The 20593-nt window shown below is 69.8% G+C and carries 17 protein-coding genes and 1 pseudogene; 9 read left to right on the forward strand and 9 right to left on the reverse strand.

Translation table 11 applies throughout. The annotated features are described in order from the left end of the window. Positions 1 to 127: 127 nt before the first annotated feature. Complete coding sequence (gene panB / locus RCR19_RS26370) at positions 128 to 1015, reverse strand: 3-methyl-2-oxobutanoate hydroxymethyltransferase (protein ID WP_331267375.1); 888 nt, start codon at positions 1013 to 1015, stop codon at positions 128 to 130. 309 nt (positions 1016 to 1324) lie between these two features. Here panB and RCR19_RS26375 point away from each other — a divergent pair, with 309 nt between their 5' ends. From RCR19_RS26375 to RCR19_RS26390, 4 genes are all read left to right on the forward strand, one after another. Beyond that, positions 1325 to 2917, forward strand: coding sequence for an MFS transporter (locus RCR19_RS26375; RefSeq protein ID WP_331267376.1), 1593 nt, complete (start codon positions 1325 to 1327; stop codon positions 2915 to 2917). A gap of 93 nt (positions 2918 to 3010) precedes the next feature. Further along, on the forward strand, positions 3011 to 3637 hold the full coding sequence (locus RCR19_RS26380; protein ID WP_331267377.1) for a TetR/AcrR family transcriptional regulator: 627 nt from the start codon (positions 3011 to 3013) through the stop codon (positions 3635 to 3637). 176 nt (positions 3638 to 3813) lie between these two features. After that, positions 3814 to 4848, forward strand: coding sequence for an endonuclease/exonuclease/phosphatase family protein (locus RCR19_RS26385; RefSeq protein ID WP_331267378.1), 1035 nt, complete (start codon positions 3814 to 3816; stop codon positions 4846 to 4848). A gap of 89 nt (positions 4849 to 4937) precedes the next feature. Then, a complete protein-coding gene (locus RCR19_RS26390; RefSeq protein WP_331267379.1) occupies positions 4938 to 6155 on the forward strand; it encodes an MFS transporter in 1218 nt (405 codons plus the stop codon). 217 nt (positions 6156 to 6372) lie between these two features. Here the strand turns inward: RCR19_RS26390 and RCR19_RS26395 are convergent, their stop codons facing one another. The 4 genes from RCR19_RS26395 to RCR19_RS26410 form a co-directional block, all read right to left on the reverse strand. Beyond that, positions 6373 to 8127 (reverse strand): NAD+ synthase, encoded by a 1755-nt coding sequence (locus RCR19_RS26395; RefSeq protein ID WP_331267380.1) that lies wholly within the window; start codon positions 8125 to 8127, stop codon positions 6373 to 6375. A gap of 198 nt (positions 8128 to 8325) precedes the next feature. Further along, positions 8326 to 10266, reverse strand: a complete 1941-nt coding sequence (locus RCR19_RS26400; protein WP_331267381.1) for a S53 family peptidase — start codon at positions 10264 to 10266, stop codon at positions 8326 to 8328. A 300-nt stretch (positions 10267 to 10566) separates the two neighbouring features. Next, the gene (locus tag RCR19_RS26405) at positions 10567 to 11190 is read right to left on the reverse strand and encodes a DUF305 domain-containing protein (RefSeq protein ID WP_331267382.1); all 624 of its coding nucleotides are present in this window, start codon (positions 11188 to 11190) and stop codon (positions 10567 to 10569) included. Then, the gene (locus RCR19_RS26410) at positions 11187 to 11855 is read right to left on the reverse strand and encodes a DUF3105 domain-containing protein (protein WP_331267383.1); all 669 of its coding nucleotides are present in this window, start codon (positions 11853 to 11855) and stop codon (positions 11187 to 11189) included. Before RCR19_RS26410 ends, RCR19_RS26405 begins: the two co-directional genes overlap by 4 nt. 148 nt (positions 11856 to 12003) lie before the next feature. Between RCR19_RS26410 and RCR19_RS26415 the strand changes: the two genes are divergently transcribed. Then, positions 12004 to 12441 carry an Rrf2 family transcriptional regulator gene (locus RCR19_RS26415; RefSeq protein WP_331267384.1) on the forward strand — a complete coding sequence of 146 codons (438 nt, stop codon included), beginning with the start codon at positions 12004 to 12006 and terminating at the stop codon, positions 12439 to 12441. Positions 12442 to 12489: 48 nt separating this feature from the next. Here RCR19_RS26415 and RCR19_RS26420 read toward each other — a convergent pair whose 3' ends face one another. Then, a complete protein-coding gene (locus RCR19_RS26420; RefSeq protein WP_331267385.1) occupies positions 12490 to 13671 on the reverse strand; it encodes a globin domain-containing protein in 1182 nt (393 codons plus the stop codon). 312 nt (positions 13672 to 13983) lie between these two features. On the opposite strand from RCR19_RS26420, the gene glnA reads away from it, so the two are divergent. Next, positions 13984 to 15345 carry a type I glutamate--ammonia ligase gene (gene glnA, locus RCR19_RS26425; protein ID WP_331267386.1) on the forward strand — a complete coding sequence of 454 codons (1362 nt, stop codon included), beginning with the start codon at positions 13984 to 13986 and terminating at the stop codon, positions 15343 to 15345. Between the two features lie 74 nt (positions 15346 to 15419). Here the strand turns inward: glnA and RCR19_RS26430 are convergent. Continuing rightward, a pseudogene (locus RCR19_RS26430) lies at positions 15420 to 15583 on the reverse strand (integrase); the annotation flags it as partial. A 786-nt stretch (positions 15584 to 16369) separates the two neighbouring features. On the opposite strand from RCR19_RS26430, the gene RCR19_RS26435 reads away from it, so the two are divergent. Beyond that, positions 16370 to 16846 (forward strand): DUF6461 domain-containing protein, encoded by a 477-nt coding sequence (locus tag RCR19_RS26435; RefSeq protein WP_331267387.1) that lies wholly within the window; start codon positions 16370 to 16372, stop codon positions 16844 to 16846. A gap of 30 nt (positions 16847 to 16876) precedes the next feature. Here the strand turns inward: RCR19_RS26435 and RCR19_RS26440 are convergent, their stop codons facing one another. Further along, positions 16877 to 17062, reverse strand: a complete 186-nt coding sequence (locus RCR19_RS26440) for a DUF6251 family protein (protein ID WP_331267388.1) — start codon at positions 17060 to 17062, stop codon at positions 16877 to 16879. Between the two features lie 42 nt (positions 17063 to 17104). Between RCR19_RS26440 and RCR19_RS26445 the strand changes: the two genes are divergently transcribed. Beyond that, complete coding sequence (locus RCR19_RS26445; RefSeq protein WP_331267389.1) at positions 17105 to 17497, forward strand: hypothetical protein; 393 nt, start codon at positions 17105 to 17107, stop codon at positions 17495 to 17497. Positions 17498 to 17837: 340 nt separating this feature from the next. After that, the gene (locus RCR19_RS26450; protein WP_331267390.1) at positions 17838 to 18950 is read left to right on the forward strand and encodes a hypothetical protein; all 1113 of its coding nucleotides are present in this window, start codon (positions 17838 to 17840) and stop codon (positions 18948 to 18950) included. Positions 18951 to 19091: 141 nt separating this feature from the next. Here RCR19_RS26450 and RCR19_RS26455 read toward each other — a convergent pair whose 3' ends face one another. After that, a complete protein-coding gene (locus RCR19_RS26455; protein ID WP_331267391.1) occupies positions 19092 to 20495 on the reverse strand; it encodes a hypothetical protein in 1404 nt (467 codons plus the stop codon). Positions 20496 to 20593: the final 98 nt, after the last annotated feature.

Consider the following 20593-nt stretch of genomic DNA (forward strand, 5'->3'; position numbering starts at 1 on the left):
CAGGACGCCGACAGCCCGCCGACGGGGGAAGATCGGCGGGCTGTCGGGCGCCCCGTGAGGGGCGCGGGAACTGCGTGACCGGCCTGAAACGGTCCGCAGCAGGTCGATCACCGCAACCGGCGGTGTCTCAGTGCACCGAGTGCTCGTCGAGCGGGAACGTTCCGCCGATGACGTCCTGCGCGAACGCCTTCGCCGCGTCGCCCATCACCCGGCGCAGGTCCGCGTACTGCTTGACGAACTTCGGCACCCGCCCGCCGGTCAGTCCCAGCATGTCGGTCCACACCAGGACCTGTGCGTCGGTGTCGGGTCCGGCCCCGATGCCGACCGTCGGGATGTGCAGCGCGCGGGTGACCTCCGCGGCCAGCTCCGCCGGGACCAGCTCGAGCACGACGGCGAACGCGCCGGCGTCCTGCACCGCCTTGGCGTCCCGCATCAGCTGAGCGGCGGCCTCCTCGCCGCGGCCCTGCACCCGGTAGCCCATCGCGTTGACGGACTGCGGGGTCAGCCCGATGTGCGCCATGACGGGGATGCCGGACTGCACGAGCAGTTCGATCTGGCCGTGCGAGCGCTCGCCGCCCTCCAGCTTCACCGCGCCGACGCCGGCCTCCTTCACCAGGCGGGTGGCCGAGCGCAGCGCCTGCACCGGGCCCTCCTGGTACGAGCCGAAGGGCAGATCGCCGACGATCAGGGCGCGCTTGGTGCCCCGTACCACCGCGGCCGACAGCATGGTCATCTCGTCCAGGGTGACGGGGACCGTGGTCTCGTAGCCGAGGTGGCAGTTGCCCGCGGAGTCGCCGACGAGCATCACGGGGATACCGGCCTCGTCGAACACGGACGCCGTCATCGCGTCGTAGGCGGTGAGCATGGGCCACTTCTCGCCGCGCTCCTTGGCGGCGGAGATGTCCCGGACGGTGATGCGGCGGGTGCTCTTTCCCCCGTACAGCGCCTTGCTGCTGTCGGAGGGCTTGAGCGCACCCTGAGCGGGCTGCCCCTGGGCAGCCGTGAGCTGCGTCATCGCAACGCTCCTTCTGTCATCTCGAGGCGCCCTGACGGCGTCCCCGGACCACCCCCATGGTGGCACCTCGTGCCACGCCCGGCTAGTGCGGGGCGCGCGAGGTGGCTCACCCCCGCACGGCCGTCGGCCGAGCCCGCCGGCCGACGGCGTCCGCGTCCCGGGAGGACCCGTTCCGGGCCCGGAACGCAGGGTGTGCGTGGGTCCTGGGAGGCGGTTCTCGGACTCGGGACCTAGGTCTCTTTCTAAGGTCTCCGTAAAGTCTTTAGATACGAGACCGTTCCGTATCGAAATTCCCCTACGCTCTCTGCCATGACTACCCCTGCTGCCCCTGCGGAACGGCGTGTGCCCGAGGCGGTGCACCGCCGCCGGTGGGCGATTCTCGGCGTGCTGATGCTCAGCCTGCTCATCGTGGTGCTCGACAACTCCATCCTGAACGTTGCGATCAAGACGATCTCCACTCCGGCGCCGACCGGTCTGGGCGCCACCCAGAGCGAGCTCGAGTGGGCCATCAACGCCTACACCCTGGTCTTCGCCGGGCTGCTGTTCACCGCGGGTCTGCTGGGTGACCGCCTGGGGCGCAAGAAGATGCTGCTGGCCGGTCTGGCCGTGTTCGGTGCGGGGTCGGCGCTCGCCGCCGAGTCCGGTTCGCCCGCTCAGCTCATCGTCTTCCGTGCGCTCATGGGCCTCGGCGCGGCCTTCGTCATGCCCGCCACGCTCGCCGTCCTCATGAACGTGTTCGAGCGTGACGAGCAGCCCAAGGCCATCGGCATCTGGGCGGGCGGTGTCGGCCTCGCCATCGCGATAGGCCCGATCACCGGCGGTCTGCTCCTCGCCCACTTCTGGTGGGGCTCCGTCTTCCTCATCAACGTGCCGATCGTGGTCATCGCCCTGGCCCTGATGATCTGGCTGGTCCCCGACTCCCGCGACCCCAGCCCGGGCCGCATCGACCCGGTGGGCGTCGTCCTGTCCGTCGTCGGCCTGGTCCTGCTCGTCTACGGCATCATCAAGGGCGGCCAGCTCGCCGACTTCACCGACACCACGGTGCTCGCGACCATAGCCGCCGGTGTCGCCGTCCTCGCGCTCTTCGTGGTCTTCGAGAAGCGCAGCGACCACCCGTCCATCGACGTCACCTACTTCAAGAACAAGGTCTTCTCCGCCGCCATCGCGGCGATCGCACTGGTCTTCTTCGCCCTGATGGGCGTGACCTTCTTCTCCGTCTTCTACACCCAGAGCGTGCGGGGCTACTCGCCGCTGCAGACGGGCCTGCTGATGCTGCCGCTGGCCGCCGCACAGATGATCTTCGCGCCGCGCGCCCGGCTGCTGGTCGACCGGTTCGGCAACAGGGCCACGACCACGGGCGGCATGGTGATCATCGCCGCGATGCTGGCCGCGTTCGCCACCCTGCAGGCGGACACGCCGATCTGGATCCTCGAGGTCATCTTCTTCCTCATGGGCACCGGCATGGCGCACATCATGACGCCGACCAGCGTCGTCATCATGCAGGCGCTGCCCCGCGAGAAGGCGGGCTCCGCGTCCGCGCTCAGCAACACCTTCCGCCAGGTCGGCGGTGCGCTCGGCATCGCGGTCCTCGGCTCGGTCCTGTCGGCCACGTACCGCGACGGGATCCAGGACAAGCTCGCGCTCGTCCCGGCGGGCGTCCGGCACACCGCGGGCGAGTCGATCGAGGCGACGCTCGGTGTGGCCGCGAAGCTCGGCCCGAACGGCAAGGCCCTCGTCTCGCCGGCCAACGACGCGTTCCTGCACGCGATGCATGTGACGGCGCTGTGCGGCGCGGGCGTGGCTGTGCTCGGCGTGATCGTCGTGGCACTGTTCCTGCCCGGCAGGGCGCCCGTGCCGCAGAGCGGCAAGGAGGAGCCTGAGTTGGTGGCCGCCGACCACTGACGGCACGTCATGACCGGGCACTCGGGGAGTCGAGTGCCCGATCATGCGTTCACCGGGGAGAATCATCCCAGCGCAGCAAGGACGGAGCCGAATGTGAGCCTCGCGGAGAGCCGGACCCAGCAGGACTGCCCCGTGCGGGGGCGCCCCCGCAGCGAGGCCGTCGAACGGGCCATCGTCGAGGGGGTGATGAAGCTCATCGAGGAGGGTGTGCCCCTCGCTGACCTCTCCATAGAGCGCATCGCCCGTACCGCCGGCGTCGGCAAGGCCACCATCTACCGTCGGTGGAGCGACAAGGAGGACCTCTTCGTCGACGTCATGCGGTCCACCGAGCCCCCGGACCCCGAGCTGCCCGGCACCTCGATGCGTGACGACCTCGTGGTGCTGCTCGAGTCGCTGCGGCAGCGCGGGCTCGCCAGTCGCTCCTCGGCGATCCTGCACAACGTGTACGCGCAGATGAAGACCAGCCCCAAGATCTGGGCCGCCTACCACGCGACCGTCGTCGCCCCGAGACGGCGGCTCGGGCTGGAGGTCCTGCGCCGCGGGCAGGCGAACGGCGAACTGCGTGACGACCTCGACATCGAGCTGATGAACGACATCCTCGTCGGACCCATGCTCGTGCGCTCCCTGCTGCGCCCGGACGCCAAGCTGGAGAAGGGCCTCGCCGAGCAGATAGTCGACACGGTCATGGAAGGACTACGGCCCGTCAGTTCCCCGTCATAGTGTCCGGGTTTCGTCACAGAAGGCCCTACTCGTGCCCTCATCCGGAACCTCTCACGCCGACTTCGCCGTCCTCGTCCGCGAACGGCCGCCCGGGTGCGGCAGGGAACGGGGCCGATCATCCCCTAGGGTCATAACCGCGGGGACGACGGTGTGCACGGCAAGGTGTGAGGCGACGTATGGCGCAGGCGTACATGACGGAGGCGGGCAGCGGCGGCACGGGGCCGGACCGCAGAGGGTCCCGGCTCCGGCACCTGTACCGCGTCCTGCGCGACGACCGCGGCATCTGGCGTCGCGGGATCGTGCTGGCGGCTCTCGCGATCGTCCTCGCGCTCGTGATGGTGATGCACGCACGGATCCCCAACGCCATAGGAAATCTCGGCAGTCTCACCGAGACGTTCCTGCCCTGGCTCGGTGTGGTCCTCATCCCGTTGCTGCTGATTCTCGGGCTGGTGCGCAAGTCGGCGACCGCGCTCGTCGCCCTGGTGCTGCCCGTCGTCGTGTGGCTGAACCTCTTCGGTGGTCTGTTCGGCGACAAGACCGGCGCCGGCGGCGATCTGACCGTCGCCACGCACAACGTCAACGCGGACAACCCCGATCCGCACGGCACGGCGCGTGACGTGGCGGCCTCCGGCGCGGACGTGCTGGCCCTGGAGGAGCTGAAGGCGTCCGAGGTGCCGGTGTACGAGCAGGCGCTGGCGGCGACGTACAAGTACCACTCGGTGCAGGGCACGGTCGGCCTGTGGAGCAAGTTCCCGCTGACCGGGATCGCGCCCGTGGACATCAAGCTCGGCTGGACACGGGCGATGCGGGCCACGGTGAACACGCCGGAGGGCCGGGTCGCCGTCTATGTCGCCCACATGCCCTCGGTGCGGGTGAAGCTGGCGGCCGGATTCACCGCGCGGGAGCGGGACACCAGCGCGGACGCCCTCGGTGAGGCCATCTCCGACGAGAAGCTGGACAAGGTGATCCTGCTGGGCGACCTCAACGGCACCATGAACGACCGTTCGCTCAACGCCGTGACCTCCCAGATGCGGTCCACACAGGGTGCGGCGGGCAGCGGGTTCGGCTTCAGCTGGCCGGCGTCGTTCCCGATGGCGCGGATCGACCAGATCATGGTCAGGGGCGTGGAACCGACGAGCTCGTGGACCCTGCCGCGGACGAGCAGCGATCATCTGCCCATCGCGGCGCGTGTGAAGGTCACCACGCCGTAACCCGGCGGAATACTGGGCCCGGCATGCTTTGTTCCGTACTTGAACTTATAAGGTGACGGAACCCTGCTCCTGAAAGGCAAAGGCCCTTCATGCCCCTGGCCCTGCTCGCCCTCGCCGTGGGCGCCTTCGGCATCGGTACGACCGAGTTCGTGATGATGGGGCTGCTGCCCGACGTCGCGGACGACCTGCGCATATCCATCCCCGCCGCCGGGCACCTGGTGTCCGCGTACGCGCTGGGCGTGGTGATCGGCGCGCCGCTGCTCGCCGCGGTCACGGCCCGTATGTCCCGCCGCACCGTCCTCATCGGTCTGATGGTGCTGTTCGTCCTGGGCAACGCGCTGTCCGCGCTCGCCCCCGACTACCACTGGCTGCTGGCCGCACGCTTCCTGAGCGGTCTCCCGCACGGTGCGTTCTTCGGCGTCGGGGCGGTCGTCGCCACGAACCTGGTGGCGCCGCAACGCAAGGCCCGCTCGGTCTCCCTGATGTTCCTCGGGCTCACGGTCGCCAACATCGCGGGTGTGCCGGTGGCCACCCTGATGGGCCAGGACCTCGGGTGGCGGGCCACGTTCCTGGGGGTGAGCGTGATCGGCGCGGCGGCGATCGCGTCGCTGTTCCTGCTGATCCCCAAGGACCACACCCACGCCCCGTCCGGCGGCCTGAGGGGCGAGCTGGTGGCCCTGCGCTCCCTGCCGGTCTGGCTGGCCCTGGGCACGACGGTGGCGGGCTTCGGCGCGCTGTTCTCGGCCTACAGCTATGTGACACCGATGCTCACGGACGCCGCGGGCTACGCCGACGCCAGTGTCACCCTGCTGCTGGCCCTGTTCGGCGTCGGCGCGACCATCGGCAATCTGGTGGGCGGCCGGCTCTCGGACCACTCGCTGCGGGGAACCCTGTTCGGCGGCCTGACCTCGATGGTCGTCGTCCTGTTGCTGTTCCCGCTGCTCATGGGTGCCCAGTGGAGCGCCGCCCTCGCGGTGACGCTGCTCGGCACGGCGGCCTTCATCACGGGCTCACCGCTGCAGCTGATGGTGATGGAGAAGGCGTCCGCGGGCCCCTCCCTCGCGTCCTCGGCGAACCAGGCGGCCTTCAACCTGGCGAACGCGGGGGGTGCCTGGATCGGCGGCCTCGCCCTCGCGGCGGGCTTCGGCGTCACCTCCCCGGCCCTCGCCGGCGCGGCCCTGGCGGTCCTGGGACTGGCCGTGGCGGGGGTCGCCCACGCGGTTGACCGGCGACGGGGCCCGCTGAGCGGCCGGGAGCGTGTGATCGCGACGCATGTCCCGGAGCACGCGGAGACCGTGCACGGCTGACACGGCGGTCCGCCCGAAGCCCTCCACCCGGGGGGCTTCGCTCCTCGGGTGGAGACGCCGTCGGGTCCGACCGCCCCCTGGAGCCGGCGGGTCGACCGCCCCCCCCGGAGTTCCCGCCGTGGCGGGCGGCGGAGCGCCACCCGGCGTCCTCACCGGGGCGGCGCGGCAACCCGGCTCGACAGGGGCCGCCGTCGGACCGACGGCGGCCCCGAGGGTGTCATGCGTGTTCGCGCCAACGGTTCGTGATCGGCAGGCGGCGGTCCTTGCCGAAGCCCTTCGCCGAGATCTTCGTGCCCGGCGGGTACTGGCGGCGCTTGTACTCCGCGGTGTCGACCATACGCAGGGTCTTCACCACCAGCTCGCGCTCGAAGCCCGCCGCCACGATCACGTCCGCGCCCTTGTCCCGGTCCACGTACAGGTCGAGGATCGCGTCCAGCACCGGGTAGTCGGGCAGCGAGTCGGTGTCGACCTGGCCGGGGCGCAGCTCCGCGCTCGGCGGCTTCGTGATCGAGTTCTCCGGGACGGGCGGCGTCTGCCCCCGTTCCTGCGCCGCGCGATTGCGCCACCGCGCCAGCTGGAAGATCGACGTCTTGTACACGTCCTTGATCGGACCGTACGCGCCCACCGAGTCGCCGTACAGCGTCGAGTAGCCCACCGCCAGCTCCGACTTGTTGCCGGGTGCCAGCACGATGTGGCCCTCCTGGTTGGAGATCGCCATCAGCAGCGTCCCGCGCAGCCGGGACTGGAGGTTCTCCTCCGCCAGCCCGGTCAGGCCCAGTGCGTCCATGTAGGCGGCGAACATCGGCTCGATGGCGACGGTGCGGAAGTGCAGGCCCGTCCGCCGTGCCAGCTCCGCCGCGTCGCTCCTCGAGTGCTCGGAGGAGTACTTCGACGGCATCGACACGCCGTACACGTTCTCCGCGCCGATCGCGTCGCACGCGATCGCCGCGACCAGGGCCGAGTCGATACCGCCGGACAGACCGATGAGCACGGACCGGAAGCCGTTCTTCTTCACGTACGCCCGCAGACCCACGACCAGTGCCGAGTAGACCTCCTCCGCGTCGTCGAGGCGCTCCGCGTATCCGCCGGTCAGCTCCGGCTCGTACGCCGGCAGCGGCTCCTCGGACAGCACCAGCCGGTCGATGCGCAGACCGTCGTCCACCACGCCCGCCGGCGCGTCCGGGTCCGCCCGCGGCAGGTCGAGGTCCATGACCACGCATCCCTCGGCGAACTGCGGCGCCCGGGCGAGCACCTCGCCGTCGGGGGCGACGACGATCGAGTCCCCGTCGAAGACCAGCTCGTCCTGACCGCCGATCATGGCCAGGTAGGCGGTGGTGCAGCCGGCCTCCTGCGCCCGCTTGCGCACCAGCTCCAGCCGGGTGTCGTCCTTGTCGCGCTCGTACGGCGAGGCGTTGATCGACAGCAGCAGGCCCGCCCCCGCGGACCGCGCGGCCGGTACACGGCCGCCGTCCTGCCACAGGTCCTCGCAGATGGCGAGCGCGATGTCGACACCGTGCAGCCGCACGACCGGCATGGTGTCGCCGGGCACGAAGTAGCGGAACTCGTCGAAGACGCCGTAGTTCGGCAGATGGTGCTTGGCGAAGGTGAGCGCCACCTCGCCCCGGTGCAGTACCGCCGCCGCGTTCTGCGGGGACCCGGCCGGCTGCCCGTATTTCGGCTGGGCGGTCTCGGAGCGGTCGAGGTAGCCGACGAGTACCGGCAGCTCGCCGAAGCCCTCGGCGGCGAGGCGCGCGGCGAGGTCCCTCAGGGCGGCGCGGGAGGCCTCGACGAAGGAGGACCGCAGGGCGAGGTCTTCGACGGGATACCCGGTCAGCGCCATCTCCGGGAACGCCACCAGATGCGCTCCCTGTTCGGCGGAGTGCCGGGTCCAACGGAGGATCGCCTCGGCGTTTGCGGCGAGATCACCGACGGTCGAGTCGATCTGATTCAGGGCGAGGCGTAGTTGAGGCACGGGCCCAGTCTAGACTCCAGTAATCGTCAGAGCGACACAATGGGGGTGTGGGGCGCCCCACGTGGCAGTCGCGCCGGGCCGCCTACGCCGCACCGGCCACCTCCCGGCCTCGGTCGCCGGTACGAACGCCCGGACGCAGCGCGCCCGCCCTCCGGTGACGGAGGACGGGCGCGACGCGGGACCGCGTGAGGCCGCCGGTCAGCGGCGGCGCCACGAGTTGACGTAGCCGGAAGCGGGCGAGCCCACACCGGTCACGTCGTCGTAGCCCTTCACGGCGCTCAGCGAGCTGTCCTTGCCGAGGCTGCGGACCGAGGTGGCGAGGCCGTCCGCGGCATCGAAGCCGTTGACGAAGTCGACACGCGCCACGGCGAGACCGGAGCCCGTCGGGTTGTCCGTGACGTCGTGGTACACCTTCGACCCGTTCTTGGCGTAGATCGCCGGGTTGGCGAAGCCGATCGCCTTGCCGCCGCGGGCCTCCTGGGACAGCGCCTGCACGGCAGCGATCACGGGCGCGGCGAGCGAGGTGCCGCCGATCCGGTACTCGCTGTACTGCTGCGACCCGTCCGGGAAGGTCTGCGTCTGGCCGACCTTGAAGCCGGTGTTGGGGTCGGCGATCGCCGCGATGTCCGGGACGACGCGGTTACCGGTGGCGTTGTTCGCCTTGGCCAGCGCGTCCGGCACGACGCCCTTCTGGTAGAAGGGCTCCGCCACGGTCTTGCTGGTGCCGCCGCCCGCGCCCGAGGTGTAGGCGCCGGGGAAGTCCACCCAGCTCTTGCCGTCGGTGGAGAGGTTGGCCTTGTCCGTGCCCCAGCCGGTCTCCCACAGGTACTTGTCGCCCTTGCCGACGGCCAGCGAGGTACCGCCGACCGCGGTCACCCAGGCGGAGTTGGCCGGGGTGTCGACCTGCTTCGTACCGGTGTGGGCGACCTCGTCGCCGTTGTCGCCGGAGGAGAAGTAGAAGCCGATGCCCTCGACCGCGCCGAACTGGAAGACCTGGTCGTAGGCGGCCGCGACGTCCGGCGTCTCGTTCGCCTCGATGTCGCCCCAGGAGTTGGAGACGATGTCGGCCAGGTGACCGTCGACGATCTTGCCGAGCGAGTCGAGGAGGTCGTCGTCGTAGCAGGAGGCGGCGCCCACGTACGTGATGTCGGCGGCGGGCGCGACCGCGTGCACGGCCTCGACGTCGAGGGTCTCCTCGCCGTACCAGCCGGCGGCCCCGCACTCCTCGGTCTTCGTGTACGTGTCCGGCAGCACCTGGTGCAGCCGGCCGCTGCCGTAGGCGGCGTCACCGTGCTTCTTCGCGTAGGTGGCCGCGTCGAAGGCGATGGTCGGCGAGGCGTACGCGTCGGTGATGGCCACCCGGACGCCCTTGCCCGTGTACTTCCCGGCGCCGTACGCGGCCCGCAGCTGCTTGCCGGTGTAGCCCTGGACGGCGTACGGGATCTTCGTGCCGTACGCGGAGGGAAGGGTCTTCGCGGTGTTCGAGCCGTAGTACGAGGAGAACGGCCCGGCGTTCTTGAACACGGCGTCCGGCGGGGGCAGCGCGTCCTTGTGGCTCGCCTTGTGCGGAGCGCTGTCCAGACCGGTGACGGTCAGGACGGCACCCTTCAGGCTCTCCGGGACGGAGGCCGTCTGCGTCGGTGCCCGGTAGGTCTTCGAGCCCTTCGCGTAGTTGTGCAGCTGGGTGCCGAACGCCTTCTCCGCCGCGGCCACATCGCCGGTGACGGAGACGTAGTGCGCAGTGACGGAGGTGACCTGGAGCCCCGCCGACTTCAGCCACGACGTCACCGCGGCCACCTGGGCCTTGGTCGCGCCGAAGCGCTGCTGCGTCTGCTTGGCGCTCAGGTACTTGCCGTACAGCGGCGATGCCGGGTTCGACACGGACTGCGCGTACGCGGCGAGGCCCTTGGCGTCGCGGCCTGCGAGGTACACGCGGGCGGAGACCTGGGCGCCGTTGGAGGTCGCGCCCTTGTCCGCCTTGGCCGTCGCCCACACGGGCCTGGTGCCCGCGAGCGCGTCACGGCCGGGGTTGTCCGCGGCGTGGGCCGCGGGTATGCCGAGCGCCAGTGCGCCTGTGAGGAGCGGCAGTGTCGCTGCCAGGCTCACGCCGGCGCGCGCCTTGGCGCGGTTGGATCTCATAAAACCCCCTGCGATGCGGTTCTTCGCATGTAGTGGTCGTCGATCCGCGTAGAACCACGCGTGGAACGCGCGGTGAATGGATCACACGATGGAGGCCACTCTTGCGATGAACGGTTCATGCCAGGGGAATGAAAAGGCCAAGAAGACCTCAAGTGGCAGAGAATCATGGAGGTTTGCGGCGGTTTCGGTGAACCGCCCCGTGTTGCGGCCTGGTTGAGGCGGCCCGAGTGGGCCGGCGCCCTCTCACCGGGAGGTGCGGAGAGGTCCAACGGGGCTTCGGACCCCGTCCGGGGAGCCCCGCTAGTCGCGCGGCTTCACGCCGCGCTCCTTGAGCATCGTGGCCATCAGCTCGATCTCCGACTGCTGTGCGTCGACCATGCCCTGCGCGAGCCTCTTTTCCACGCCCACCGTGCACTTGGCGACACAGCCCTCGGCCATGTGGATGCCGCCCCTGTGATGGTCGGTCATCATCTGGAGGTAGAGGACCTCGGCCTGCTTGCCCTGCAGTGTGCCGAGCTTTTTCATCTCGGTGTTCGTCGCCATGCCGGGCATCAGCGCGCCGTCCTCGCCGGGGGGCATGTCACCCATGCCCATCCAGGTCATCGGCGGATCGGCGGACACCTTCGGCAGTCCCCACAGGTCGAGCCAACCCAGCAGCATGCCCCGCTGGTTGGCCTGCGTCTGCGCGATGTCGTAGGCGAGTCGGCGCACTTCGCCGTCCTCAGTGCGGTCGCGCACGATGTACGACATCTCGACGGCCTGCTGGTGGTGCACCGCCATGTCCCGGGCGAAGCCCGCGTCCGCGGAGTCGACGGTGGGCGCTTTCGCCGTGGGCCCGGCGTCCTCGGCGACCGCGTACGTGATCGCCCCGGCCGCGACGAGCGCCGCCGCGGCTGCCCCGGCGATCCAGCCGACGTGCCTCATTGCCCCAGCCCACCGGTGCACGCGGCCCCCGGCTCGGGCGTCTGGGAGCCCTGGACGAACTGGGCGAAGAACGCGTCGACGGCCGGGTCGCTCGCGCTCTTCACCGTGCGCTGGTGGGCCCAGGCGGAGAGCATGATCGGGTCCTTCTGGTCCTCGACGGGGCTCATCAGCGTGTACGGCGTCTTCCTGACCTTGGCCGTCAGCGCGTCGACGTCGGCCTTGGGCGCCTTGCTGTTGTACGTCACCCAGACCGCCCCGTGCTCGAGCGAGTGCACCGCGTTCATGTTGTTGACGGGTTTGGTGTAGACGTCGCCGTTGCAGTTCTGCCAGACCGGATTGTGGTCGCCGCCGACCGGGGGCTCCATCGGGTAGGACACGGTCTTGCTGGTGTGGGTGCGGCCCAGCGTCCCCTTCCAGGTCCTCACCCCGTCCGCGCCGGTGACGAACCGGCCCGAACCCTTGTCGTCGCTCGCCGCGGAGGCCTTGTCCCCGGACTGCGACTGGAGCAGGACGACACCGCCGACGGCGAGACCGGCGACGACGACCACGCTCGCGGCGACGGTGACGATCCGGTTGCGGCGCTCGCGTGCGCGCTCGGCACGGCGCATCTCCTCTATGCGCGCCCTGCGGTCGGCGGAGGAGCCGGTCTTGTTCGCGGAGCCCATGCGGAGTCCTTTGAGGGAGGGACGTTCGGGACGGCTGATCGTAGTGGGGCGGGGGAGCCCTCACCTACGGCGGGCACGGGAATGGCCGAACAAGAGACTTTTCTGCCGATAATTTGAAGCGTGGATGCGCATTATTTACGCTGGCGGCATGCGGCTGTTGCGCTCCACCGACCTGGCACTGCGTGTCCTGATGAGGCTCGCCGTCGCCGGCGGCTCCAACCCCACGACCCGCGAGGTCGCGGCGGCCATGGACGTGCCCTACACGCACGCCGCGAAGGTCGTCGCCGAACTGCAGCACATGGGGCTGCTCGAAGCCCGGCGCGGCCGTGGCGGCGGGCTCACGCTGACCGACGCCGGGCGTACGGCGTCGGTGGGTGCGGTCGTCCGCGCCTTCGAGGGCGACGGGGACGTCGTCGACTGCGAGGGCGCCACGCCCTGCCCGCTGCACACCGGGTGCCGGTTGCGGGGCGCGCTGCGACGGGCCCAGGAGGCGTTCTTCGCCTCGCTGGACCCGCTGACGGTCGAGGACGTGGTGGCCGCCCCGACAGGACCGCTGCTGCTGGGGCTCTCCCCCCGGCCTTCCTGAACCGCGCGCGGCCGGTCCGGCCGCGGGCGTCCGGCCCGGGGAGCTTCGTCAGCCCTGGGCAAGCCAGAGGTCCGGCCCGAACACCTCGTAGTGGATGTCCGCGGGCGCCACACCCTTGTCGATGAGCTGGGTGCGTACCGCCCGCATGAAGGGCAGCGGACCGCACAGGTAGGCGCGCGTGCCCGGTGCGACCGGCACCGTGGCGAGGTCGACACGGCCGGTGCGGGCGGATTCGTGGGCGCCCTCCTCGTACCAGAAGTGCACGTCGGCGTCCGGCAGCTTGGCCGCGAAGCCCTCGTGGTCGGCGCGCAGGGCGTGCGCGGCGGGCGAGCGGTCCGCGTGCACGACGGTGACAGGTGAGCCGTGGCCGGTGCGGGCCAGCTCCTCCAGCATGGCGATCATCGGTGTCACGCCGATGCCGGCGGAGGCCAGCAGCATGGGGGCCTCGGTGGCGTCCAGGACCAGGTCGCCGTAGGGCGCGGACAGCTCGAGGGCGTCACCCTCGCGCACGTGCGCGTGCAGATGGGCCGAGACCTCCCCGTCCGGGGCCGCGCCACCGCTGACACGCTTGACGCTGAACTGCCGCAGCGGTGAGCCGGGCGCGGCGGAGAGGCTGTACTGGCGGATCTGCCGGGCGCCGTCGGGGAGCTCCACGCGGACGGAGACGTACTGGCCCGGGCGGAAGTCCGGGACGGGGTCGCCGTCGGCCGGGCGGAGCTGGAAGGTGGCGACGTCCTCGGTCTCCTCGACGCGCCCGGCCACCCGCCACGTCCGCCAGCCGGTCTGCCCGCTCGCCCCGTACAGCCGCTTCTCGATCGCGATCAGCGCGTTCGCCATCAGCCAGTACACCTCGTCCCAGGCGGCCGCGACCTCGGGAGTGATCGCGTCCCCGAGGACCTCCGCGACGGCGGCGAAGAGGTGCTGGTGGACGATCGCGTACTGATCCGGTGCCACACCGAGGGACGCGTGCTTGTGGGCGATGCGGCTCAGCATCACGTCGGGCCGCTCGTCCGGGTGCTCCACCAGGTGGGCGGCGAAGGCGGCGATCGAGGCGGCCAGTGCCTGGCGCTGGGTGCCGGCCGCCTGATTGCCACGGTTGAAGAGGTCGCGCAGCAGTTCCGGATGGGCGGTGAACAGCCCGTCGTAGAAGCGCTCGGTGATCTCCCCGAGGGAGGCGCCGACGGCGGGGAGGGTGGCGCGCACGGTGGCGGCGGACTGTTCGGACAGCATCGGGACTCCTTCGTGGAGGGAGGGCTCGGCCCTTCGGCCACTCGACACGGTAATAAAAGTTGCATCTGAGATGCAAATTAAAGGTGGGGTGCGGTGGGAAGGGGTCGGCCATTACACATGGGCCGACGAACAGGCAAGATGGGCGGCAGAGCAGGACATCGCCGGGTTGCGGGGTGTTCGGTCCGGAGTCGGCCGGCCGATCAAGGTCCGCAACGCGGACGAAACGGTGTTGTGGTGTGATGCTCAGGTGCCCGACCGCCTCTCGCGTGCTACCGGCAGGCGGCCTGACCAGCAAGGATGGGGAAGCGGAAGATGGACAAGCAGCAGGAGTTCGTGCTCCGTACGTTGGAGGAGCGCGACATCCGTTTCGTACGCCTGTGGTTCACGGACGTGCTGGGTTTCCTCAAGTCCGTGGCCGTGGCGCCCGCCGAACTGGAGCAGGCCTTCGACGAGGGCATCGGCTTCGACGGCTCGGCCATCGAGGGGTTCGCGCGGGTCTACGAATCCGACATGATCGCCAAGCCGGACCCGTCGACGTTCCAGGTCCTGCCGTGGCGGGCCGAGGCCCCGGGCACGGCCCGTATGTTCTGCGACATCCTCATGCCGGACGGCTCGCCGTCCTTCGCGGATCCCAGGTATGTGCTCAAGCGGGCCCTCGCCCGCACCTCCGACCTGGGGTTCACCTTCTACACCCACCCGGAGATCGAGTTCTTCCTGCTGAAGGACCGGCCCCTCGACGGCAGCCGCCCGACCCCGGCCGACAACTCCGGCTACTTCGACCACACGCCCCAGAACATCGGCATGGACTTCCGCCGCCAGGCGATCACGATGCTGGAGTCGATGGGCATCTCCGTGGAGTTCTCCCACCACGAGGGCGCGCCGGGGCAGCAGGAGATCGACCTGCGGTACGCGGACGCGCTGTCCACGGCCGACAACATCATGACGTTCCGCCTGGTCATGAAGCAGGTGGCGCTGGAGCAGGGCGTGCAGGCGACGTTCATGCCGAAGCCGTTCTCCGAGCACCCGGGCTCCGGCATGCACACGCACCTGTCCCTCTTCGAGGGCGACCGCAACGCGTTCTACGAGTCCGGAGCCGAGTACCAGCTCTCCAAGGTCGGCCGCTCCTTCATCGCCGGTCTGCTGCGGCACGCGGCGGAGATCTCGGCGGTCACCAACCAGTGGGTCAACTCCTACAAGCGCATCTGGGGCGGCTCCGAGCGCACCGCGGGAGCCGGCGGCGAGGCGCCGTCGTACATCTGCTGGGGCCACAACAACCGTTCGGCCCTGGTCCGGGTCCCGATGTACAAGCCGGGCAAGACCGGTTCGGCCCGGGTCGAGGTCCGCTCGATCGACGCGGGCGCCAACCCGTACCTCGCCTACGCGGTCCTGCTGGCCGCCGGCCTGAAGGGCATCGAGGAGGGCTACGAACTCCCGCCGGGCGCCGAGGACGACGTCTGGGCCCTGACGGACGCCGAGCGCCGCGCGATGGGCATCGAGCCCCTGCCGCAGAACCTCGGCGAGGCACTGACGCTGATGCAGCGCAGCGACCTGGTCGCCGAGACGCTGGGAGAGCACGTCTTCGACTTCTTCCTGCGCAACAAGCAGGCGGAGTGGCACGAGTACCGGTCCGAGGTGACCGCGTTCGAGCTGCGGAAGAATCTGCCGGTGCTGTAGGAGCAGGTCAGGGCGGGTTCCTCGCGGAGACGGCGCATGGGGCCGACGGTCTGGACCGTCGGCCCCAGTGCGTCTCACGCACCCTGGGCCGTCTCTGGGCCGTCCGGCGCCGGATCGGCGCCTTCGTAGAGGCAGTCCACGGCCTTCCGCGCCCGCGCGTCGCTGCTCGGCATGGGTGGGTGTAGACCCGGAGTGTGAACCCGGGATCGCTGTGGCCGAGGTAGGGCGTCAGCGCTTTGTCGAACACGTGAGTCACGACTTTCCCCTACGGAGCTTCGGCCTGAAACGCGCAATCTGAGCGGCGGCGCGGTGGTTAACGGAGCTTATCGATGCTCCTCGGAGAGGGGCGCACACAGTTGAACTGGGCAGCGAAACTGCGAGAGTTGTGCGACCAGGTACCGTTTCACCGGCGCACTTCGGCCGTTCCTTTTCCTGACGGGTGCGGAGCGGTCGGCTTTCACGAGGCCCACACGGTGATGATGACGTCCGTCAGGAACCACAACGTGGCGGCAGCAAGAATCGAACGGTTGACCAATCGCGAACGGCGCCGCGACTCGGCTTCGACCTCCTCGGCGCTCCTCCCTTCAGGGCTCGGGTGGTACCGCCATCGGCCCGTCGCAAGCCAGATGGCTACGAGCGCCAAAACGACGTAGAGGTCCAACTGGCCCATTTCTACGCTTAGTTGGTATGGCGTCATCTAAGGGCTCCCCTCTTTAGTGCAGCCGGGAGTCTAGTGCGATGGCGAAACGACACATTGCTCAGGGCGCTCTGTGCCATCCTCTTGCCGAAAGGGCGCTGAGTGAACGGGGCGCCCATCGTCTACCGACCCATGGGAACGCCTACCGAGGAGTGCGGTTGCCCGAGCCCACCGCCGGCGTTCGGCCGGGGTGTCAGGGGGGCGTGACAGCATCCCGGGCATGACGAGTAGCGCTACGGGCCGTGGTCTGGATCAATTCGCGGCGATATCCCCATCTACACGCTGACCTTCGCCAAGGGCCTGTCCCCCACGGAGTTGCTGACCCGTATGGGAGTCGATCCGGACACGCTGGCGCTGCGCGATCCCATGGATCTGCACGACGACTTCGACGACACCCTGTACGACGAGGACGAGCCCGTGGCGACGACCGGCACCGACGGTGCGTGGACGTGGGCGTGGGAGCAGGGCGGCAGCCACGGGCTGGACGCGCGGATCCTGTCCGAAGTCTCGCGGGGGGCCGAGGCCGTTGCTCTGCACCACAACGAAAAGCCGATGCACTGGTTCAAGTACGCGGTCAACGGCGACATCATCGCCGACTTCCACACGCTCCAGCCGATCGAACCGACCGGCCTGGACCCGCAGCGGCTCGACGCGTTCATGCGTCCGCTCGGGCTCATCCCCGGCCGGTCCGATCCGCTGCACAGCGTGCTGGCCCTGGCGGAGAACGCCTTCGGGCTGCGCGTGACGACGGCCGGGGATGACGACGAGCGCTGGAGCGGCAGCCTGCTCCCCCTGCCCGAGTAGGGCTGGACACTGCTGGGCGAGGAGCAGGCGTCAGCGGCGGTTGCTCCGGGCCTTGGCGATGTTCTTCGCGGCGGTCTCGCCGTCGCTGCCGCCTGTCGAGCGGACGGCGGTGACCACGCCCCGAGCCACGACCGCGGCCAGGAACGCGAGCGTGGCGGGGTTCGGGCGACGGCGGCTTAGAGTTGATCTAGGAGGCGGTACTTCCTCGTGCCTCACGGTGAACGATTTTCCGAACTGCCGTCACGCCCAGGGGGAAACATGACCGTCACCAAGCTACTGAGATCCGCCCTTGTCGCCACGCTCCTGGCCTCGGTCACCGCCTGCGGGGCGTCGTCCGTGCCGGATGACTCGGCGAGCACCACAACCGGATCGAGGTCCGCCGAAACGCGTCGTTCGGCAGCACCCGAGCCTGTCGCCGCCATCATGCCCGATGTCATCGGCGGCAACGCCGGGCGCGCGTACGAGCAGATGGGTTCCGAACTCGACATGACCTTCAAGGATGCGAGCGGACAGGGCCGTCCGGTGGACGACCCGGCCGCGTGGAAGATCTGCAACTCCCAGCCGCGCCCGAACCAGCAGATCACCAATCTCCGAGTCATCTTCGACGTGGTGAAGGTTTCGGAGAGTTGCAAGGACACGGCGCCGAAGTGATGTGTCGGAGCATGCCGGTGTCCCACCGCGGTCTTCCTTGCTGCGCGTCTCGGGACCGGTAGGAGGACCCTACGATGCGTTGAACGTTCCGGAATGTGAAGGGGGGAGCTGATGCGTCGGCTGTGGTGCGCGGCCGGGAGCGATGTTCTGCCGGGGCAGGAGCTCGATTATCCGGTCAGGGCCAGTTGAGGCCGAGGCCGCGGGCCGAGCGACAGCACCTGAGCGATGGGACGAGTATCCAACTGCGTGGTGTGCGTTCCCCGCCGGTGCCTCGGGCGATGTCATTGCCGTGTCGTACTGTTCGCCGCATACAGACATCCGCCCTGCCCCGGAGAGTTCCGTGTCCCCTGTCGCTGCCCGTCTGGTCGCCACGTTGACCGCGCCACTGTCCGCCTCCGAGGCGCAGGCACCGGAGCTTTCACGGCCGGCCGGTCGTACGGCGTTGTTGCAGCGTGGCGACCGGGAGGCACTGTGGGTCCCCCTGGACGACTCGTACGCGCTCGGTACATCTGAAGAGGCGTCGGTCAGGTTTCCGGCGCCGTGGCCGCAGCGGAGGGGGACGTGGGCCGTGGCGCCGGACGGAAGTCTCGCCGTCTTCGCGGGCGTGCACGCCGTACGGGCGGTGGAGCCGTCGGGAACCGTGCGCTGGGAGATCCGGCATGGGTGTTGGCACGGCGCCTGCCTGGAGATGCACGAGTCGTACGAGGAGTATGCCGACCGGCCCGATCACAAGTATCCGGAGCGCGGTTCGGCCGGGTTCTCGTCGGACGGCCGGCTGGTGTGGGCACATGTGCGTGGCCCGCTGCCGGAGGGCGAGCTGGAGGACGGGGTGATTGACGAGTGGCTGATCATCTCGGCTGACGACGGTCGGGTGCTCGCCCGGGTGGACGCCTGCGCCGCGGCGGCAGGAAGCGAGCACCTGGCCCATCCGGACCCGGGGCAGATGGGGCTGAGCATCGGGGAGGGCCAGGACGGGGCGCCCCTGCGCTGGGGGCGCTGGGACGGTCGGACCCTGGCCGTGAACTACTTCGACGGCCAGGACCTCGTGCTGATCGGGCTGAACCCGTCCGGCGAGCGCTTCATGACCGTGTCCCACGACCAGGGCACGCTCGCGGTGCACGACACCGCCGACGGGTCGGTCCTCACACAGTGGGACGTCGAGTCGGATGTCCCGCGCCATCCGGAAGCCGAACCCGAGAACGACGAAGTCTGGGCCGCCTGGGACTGGGCCGGCGGCTTCCTGGACGAGACGACCCTGATCGCCGGCACCGTCGAGAGCGACGAGGAGTGGGGCGTGGGTCGCCACTGGCTGCTCTCGACCGGACAGCAGACCCCCGAGCAGATCACGTACCCACTCCCTGTGACGAGCGCCGCCCAGGCCCTGGCCGACGGCACCTGGTACACGTACGCGACCTCCGACTTCGGAGTGATGCACATATGGACCCGCGCCTGAGACTTCTCTCCACCGGCGCGGCCTGAAGCCCGGCTGAAACTCGCCGCAGCGCCCGTCGCCCGGCCGACCCGCCGCCCGGCCGCAACGGTTCCGGCCGGCCTCCGCACACGAAGGCCGGCCGGGGAGGCGATACGGAACGGATCAGTTGAGGGTCAGTACGGCCGTGTCGTCCGCCGCGTCCGGGTCGAACGGCGGACGGTAACTGCCGTCGGGGCTCCACTCCATCGAGACCGAGCCCTGCGCGCCCGCGATGACCTCGTCCACCTGCAAGGTGATGGAGAAGTGCGCGACCGTGCCGGCAGGGGTGACGATGTCGGCCCCCTCGCAGTCGTACGGACCCTCCGGCCTGCCGTCCCTCATCGGCCGGCAGTTGGCGGACGTGCTCACCACGTGGGTGCCGGGCGGCAGGTCGACCTCGGCTCCGATGGTGTCGCCGCTGCGGTAGAAGATCGTCGCCGGGCCGTTGTTCACCATGCTGAAGTTCATCGTCACGGTGTCGCCCTGCGCTGCCGTCGCGCTGTCGCCCGTGACAGCGAAGTCGGCCGTGTTGTCGGCCCGGAGACTGGTCACCCGGTAGTTGCCGCGGGAACCGGTCATGGGTAGCGACACGGTGCCGGACGGCGCGTCCGTCGCGATCCCCGGCGTGATGACCTTCAGCGTCAGCAGTCCGCCGGTGCCTTGCGTCCACTGGCGGCCGGCCGCCAGTGACTGGAGACCGGCGTCGCCGGTCGGCGCGATCTGCGCGTCCAGGTACGTGTAGTACGCGCTCGACTCGACCCGCACCCTGGGTGCCGGGCTCACTGCGGCCTTTTCCCCGGGCAGCACCTGGCCGGGGACGGTGCACAGCGCCGCCTGCGCCTCCCGCGTGCTGAAGCCCGTGCTGTACATGCAGTTCGCATAGTGCTTGGTGAAGCTCAGCCCCGGCGATGCCATCAGCAACACCTGTGTGGAGTCCGCCGGCCGGTCACCGATGTTGGTGAAGCGCACCGGAACGGTGAGGGCCGAACCCACGGCGACGCCCGTGAGGTTCTTCGGCTGAGCCTGGTTGTAGGCCGGGCCGCCGATCTCCACCGATCCCCGGCCGCCGACGATCGTCGCACCGTCGGCGGTGCCGCTCACCGTGTATCCGGCGGTCGACCCGATGACGGCGCCCGGCAGGGCCCGGATCGTCATCTGGGTCGAGGCACCGACTGTGGAGCTCGACCCGTCCGGGTCCCAGAGCCATTCATTGCACGTGGCCACATGCTGTTTCACGGTGCAGTTGTCCGAGAAGGTCACGCGGGCGATCGTCGCGAGCTGTGTCACGTCGATCGTCAGCGTGGCCTGGTTGTCCAGCGGTCCCGTCGTGCGGAAGTCGAAGTACGGCTGGGCCGTCTTCGCCACCCCCGTCATGTCGGCCGGGGCGAGGGCCACCGGAGCCGGCTGCTGCAACGTCACCACCGGGTCGTCGGCCCTGGCAGGCGCCCCCATGGACAGCGTGAGCCCCACCGATGCGCCCAGCACCGCGGCCATCGCCACGGCACGGCGCGCGAAACGCAGTTGCACTAGGTTCCATCCCCCACTCGAGCGGCATCCCCATCGGATGCGCGATCAGATCCTAGGACCAGCCGCCCTGATCAGTCATCGGTAATCGACCGTTGAAC

It is taken from the genome of Streptomyces sp. WAC07094, from assembly GCF_036320405.1.
Classification (GTDB): domain Bacteria; phylum Actinomycetota; class Actinomycetes; order Streptomycetales; family Streptomycetaceae; genus Streptomyces; species Streptomyces lannensis.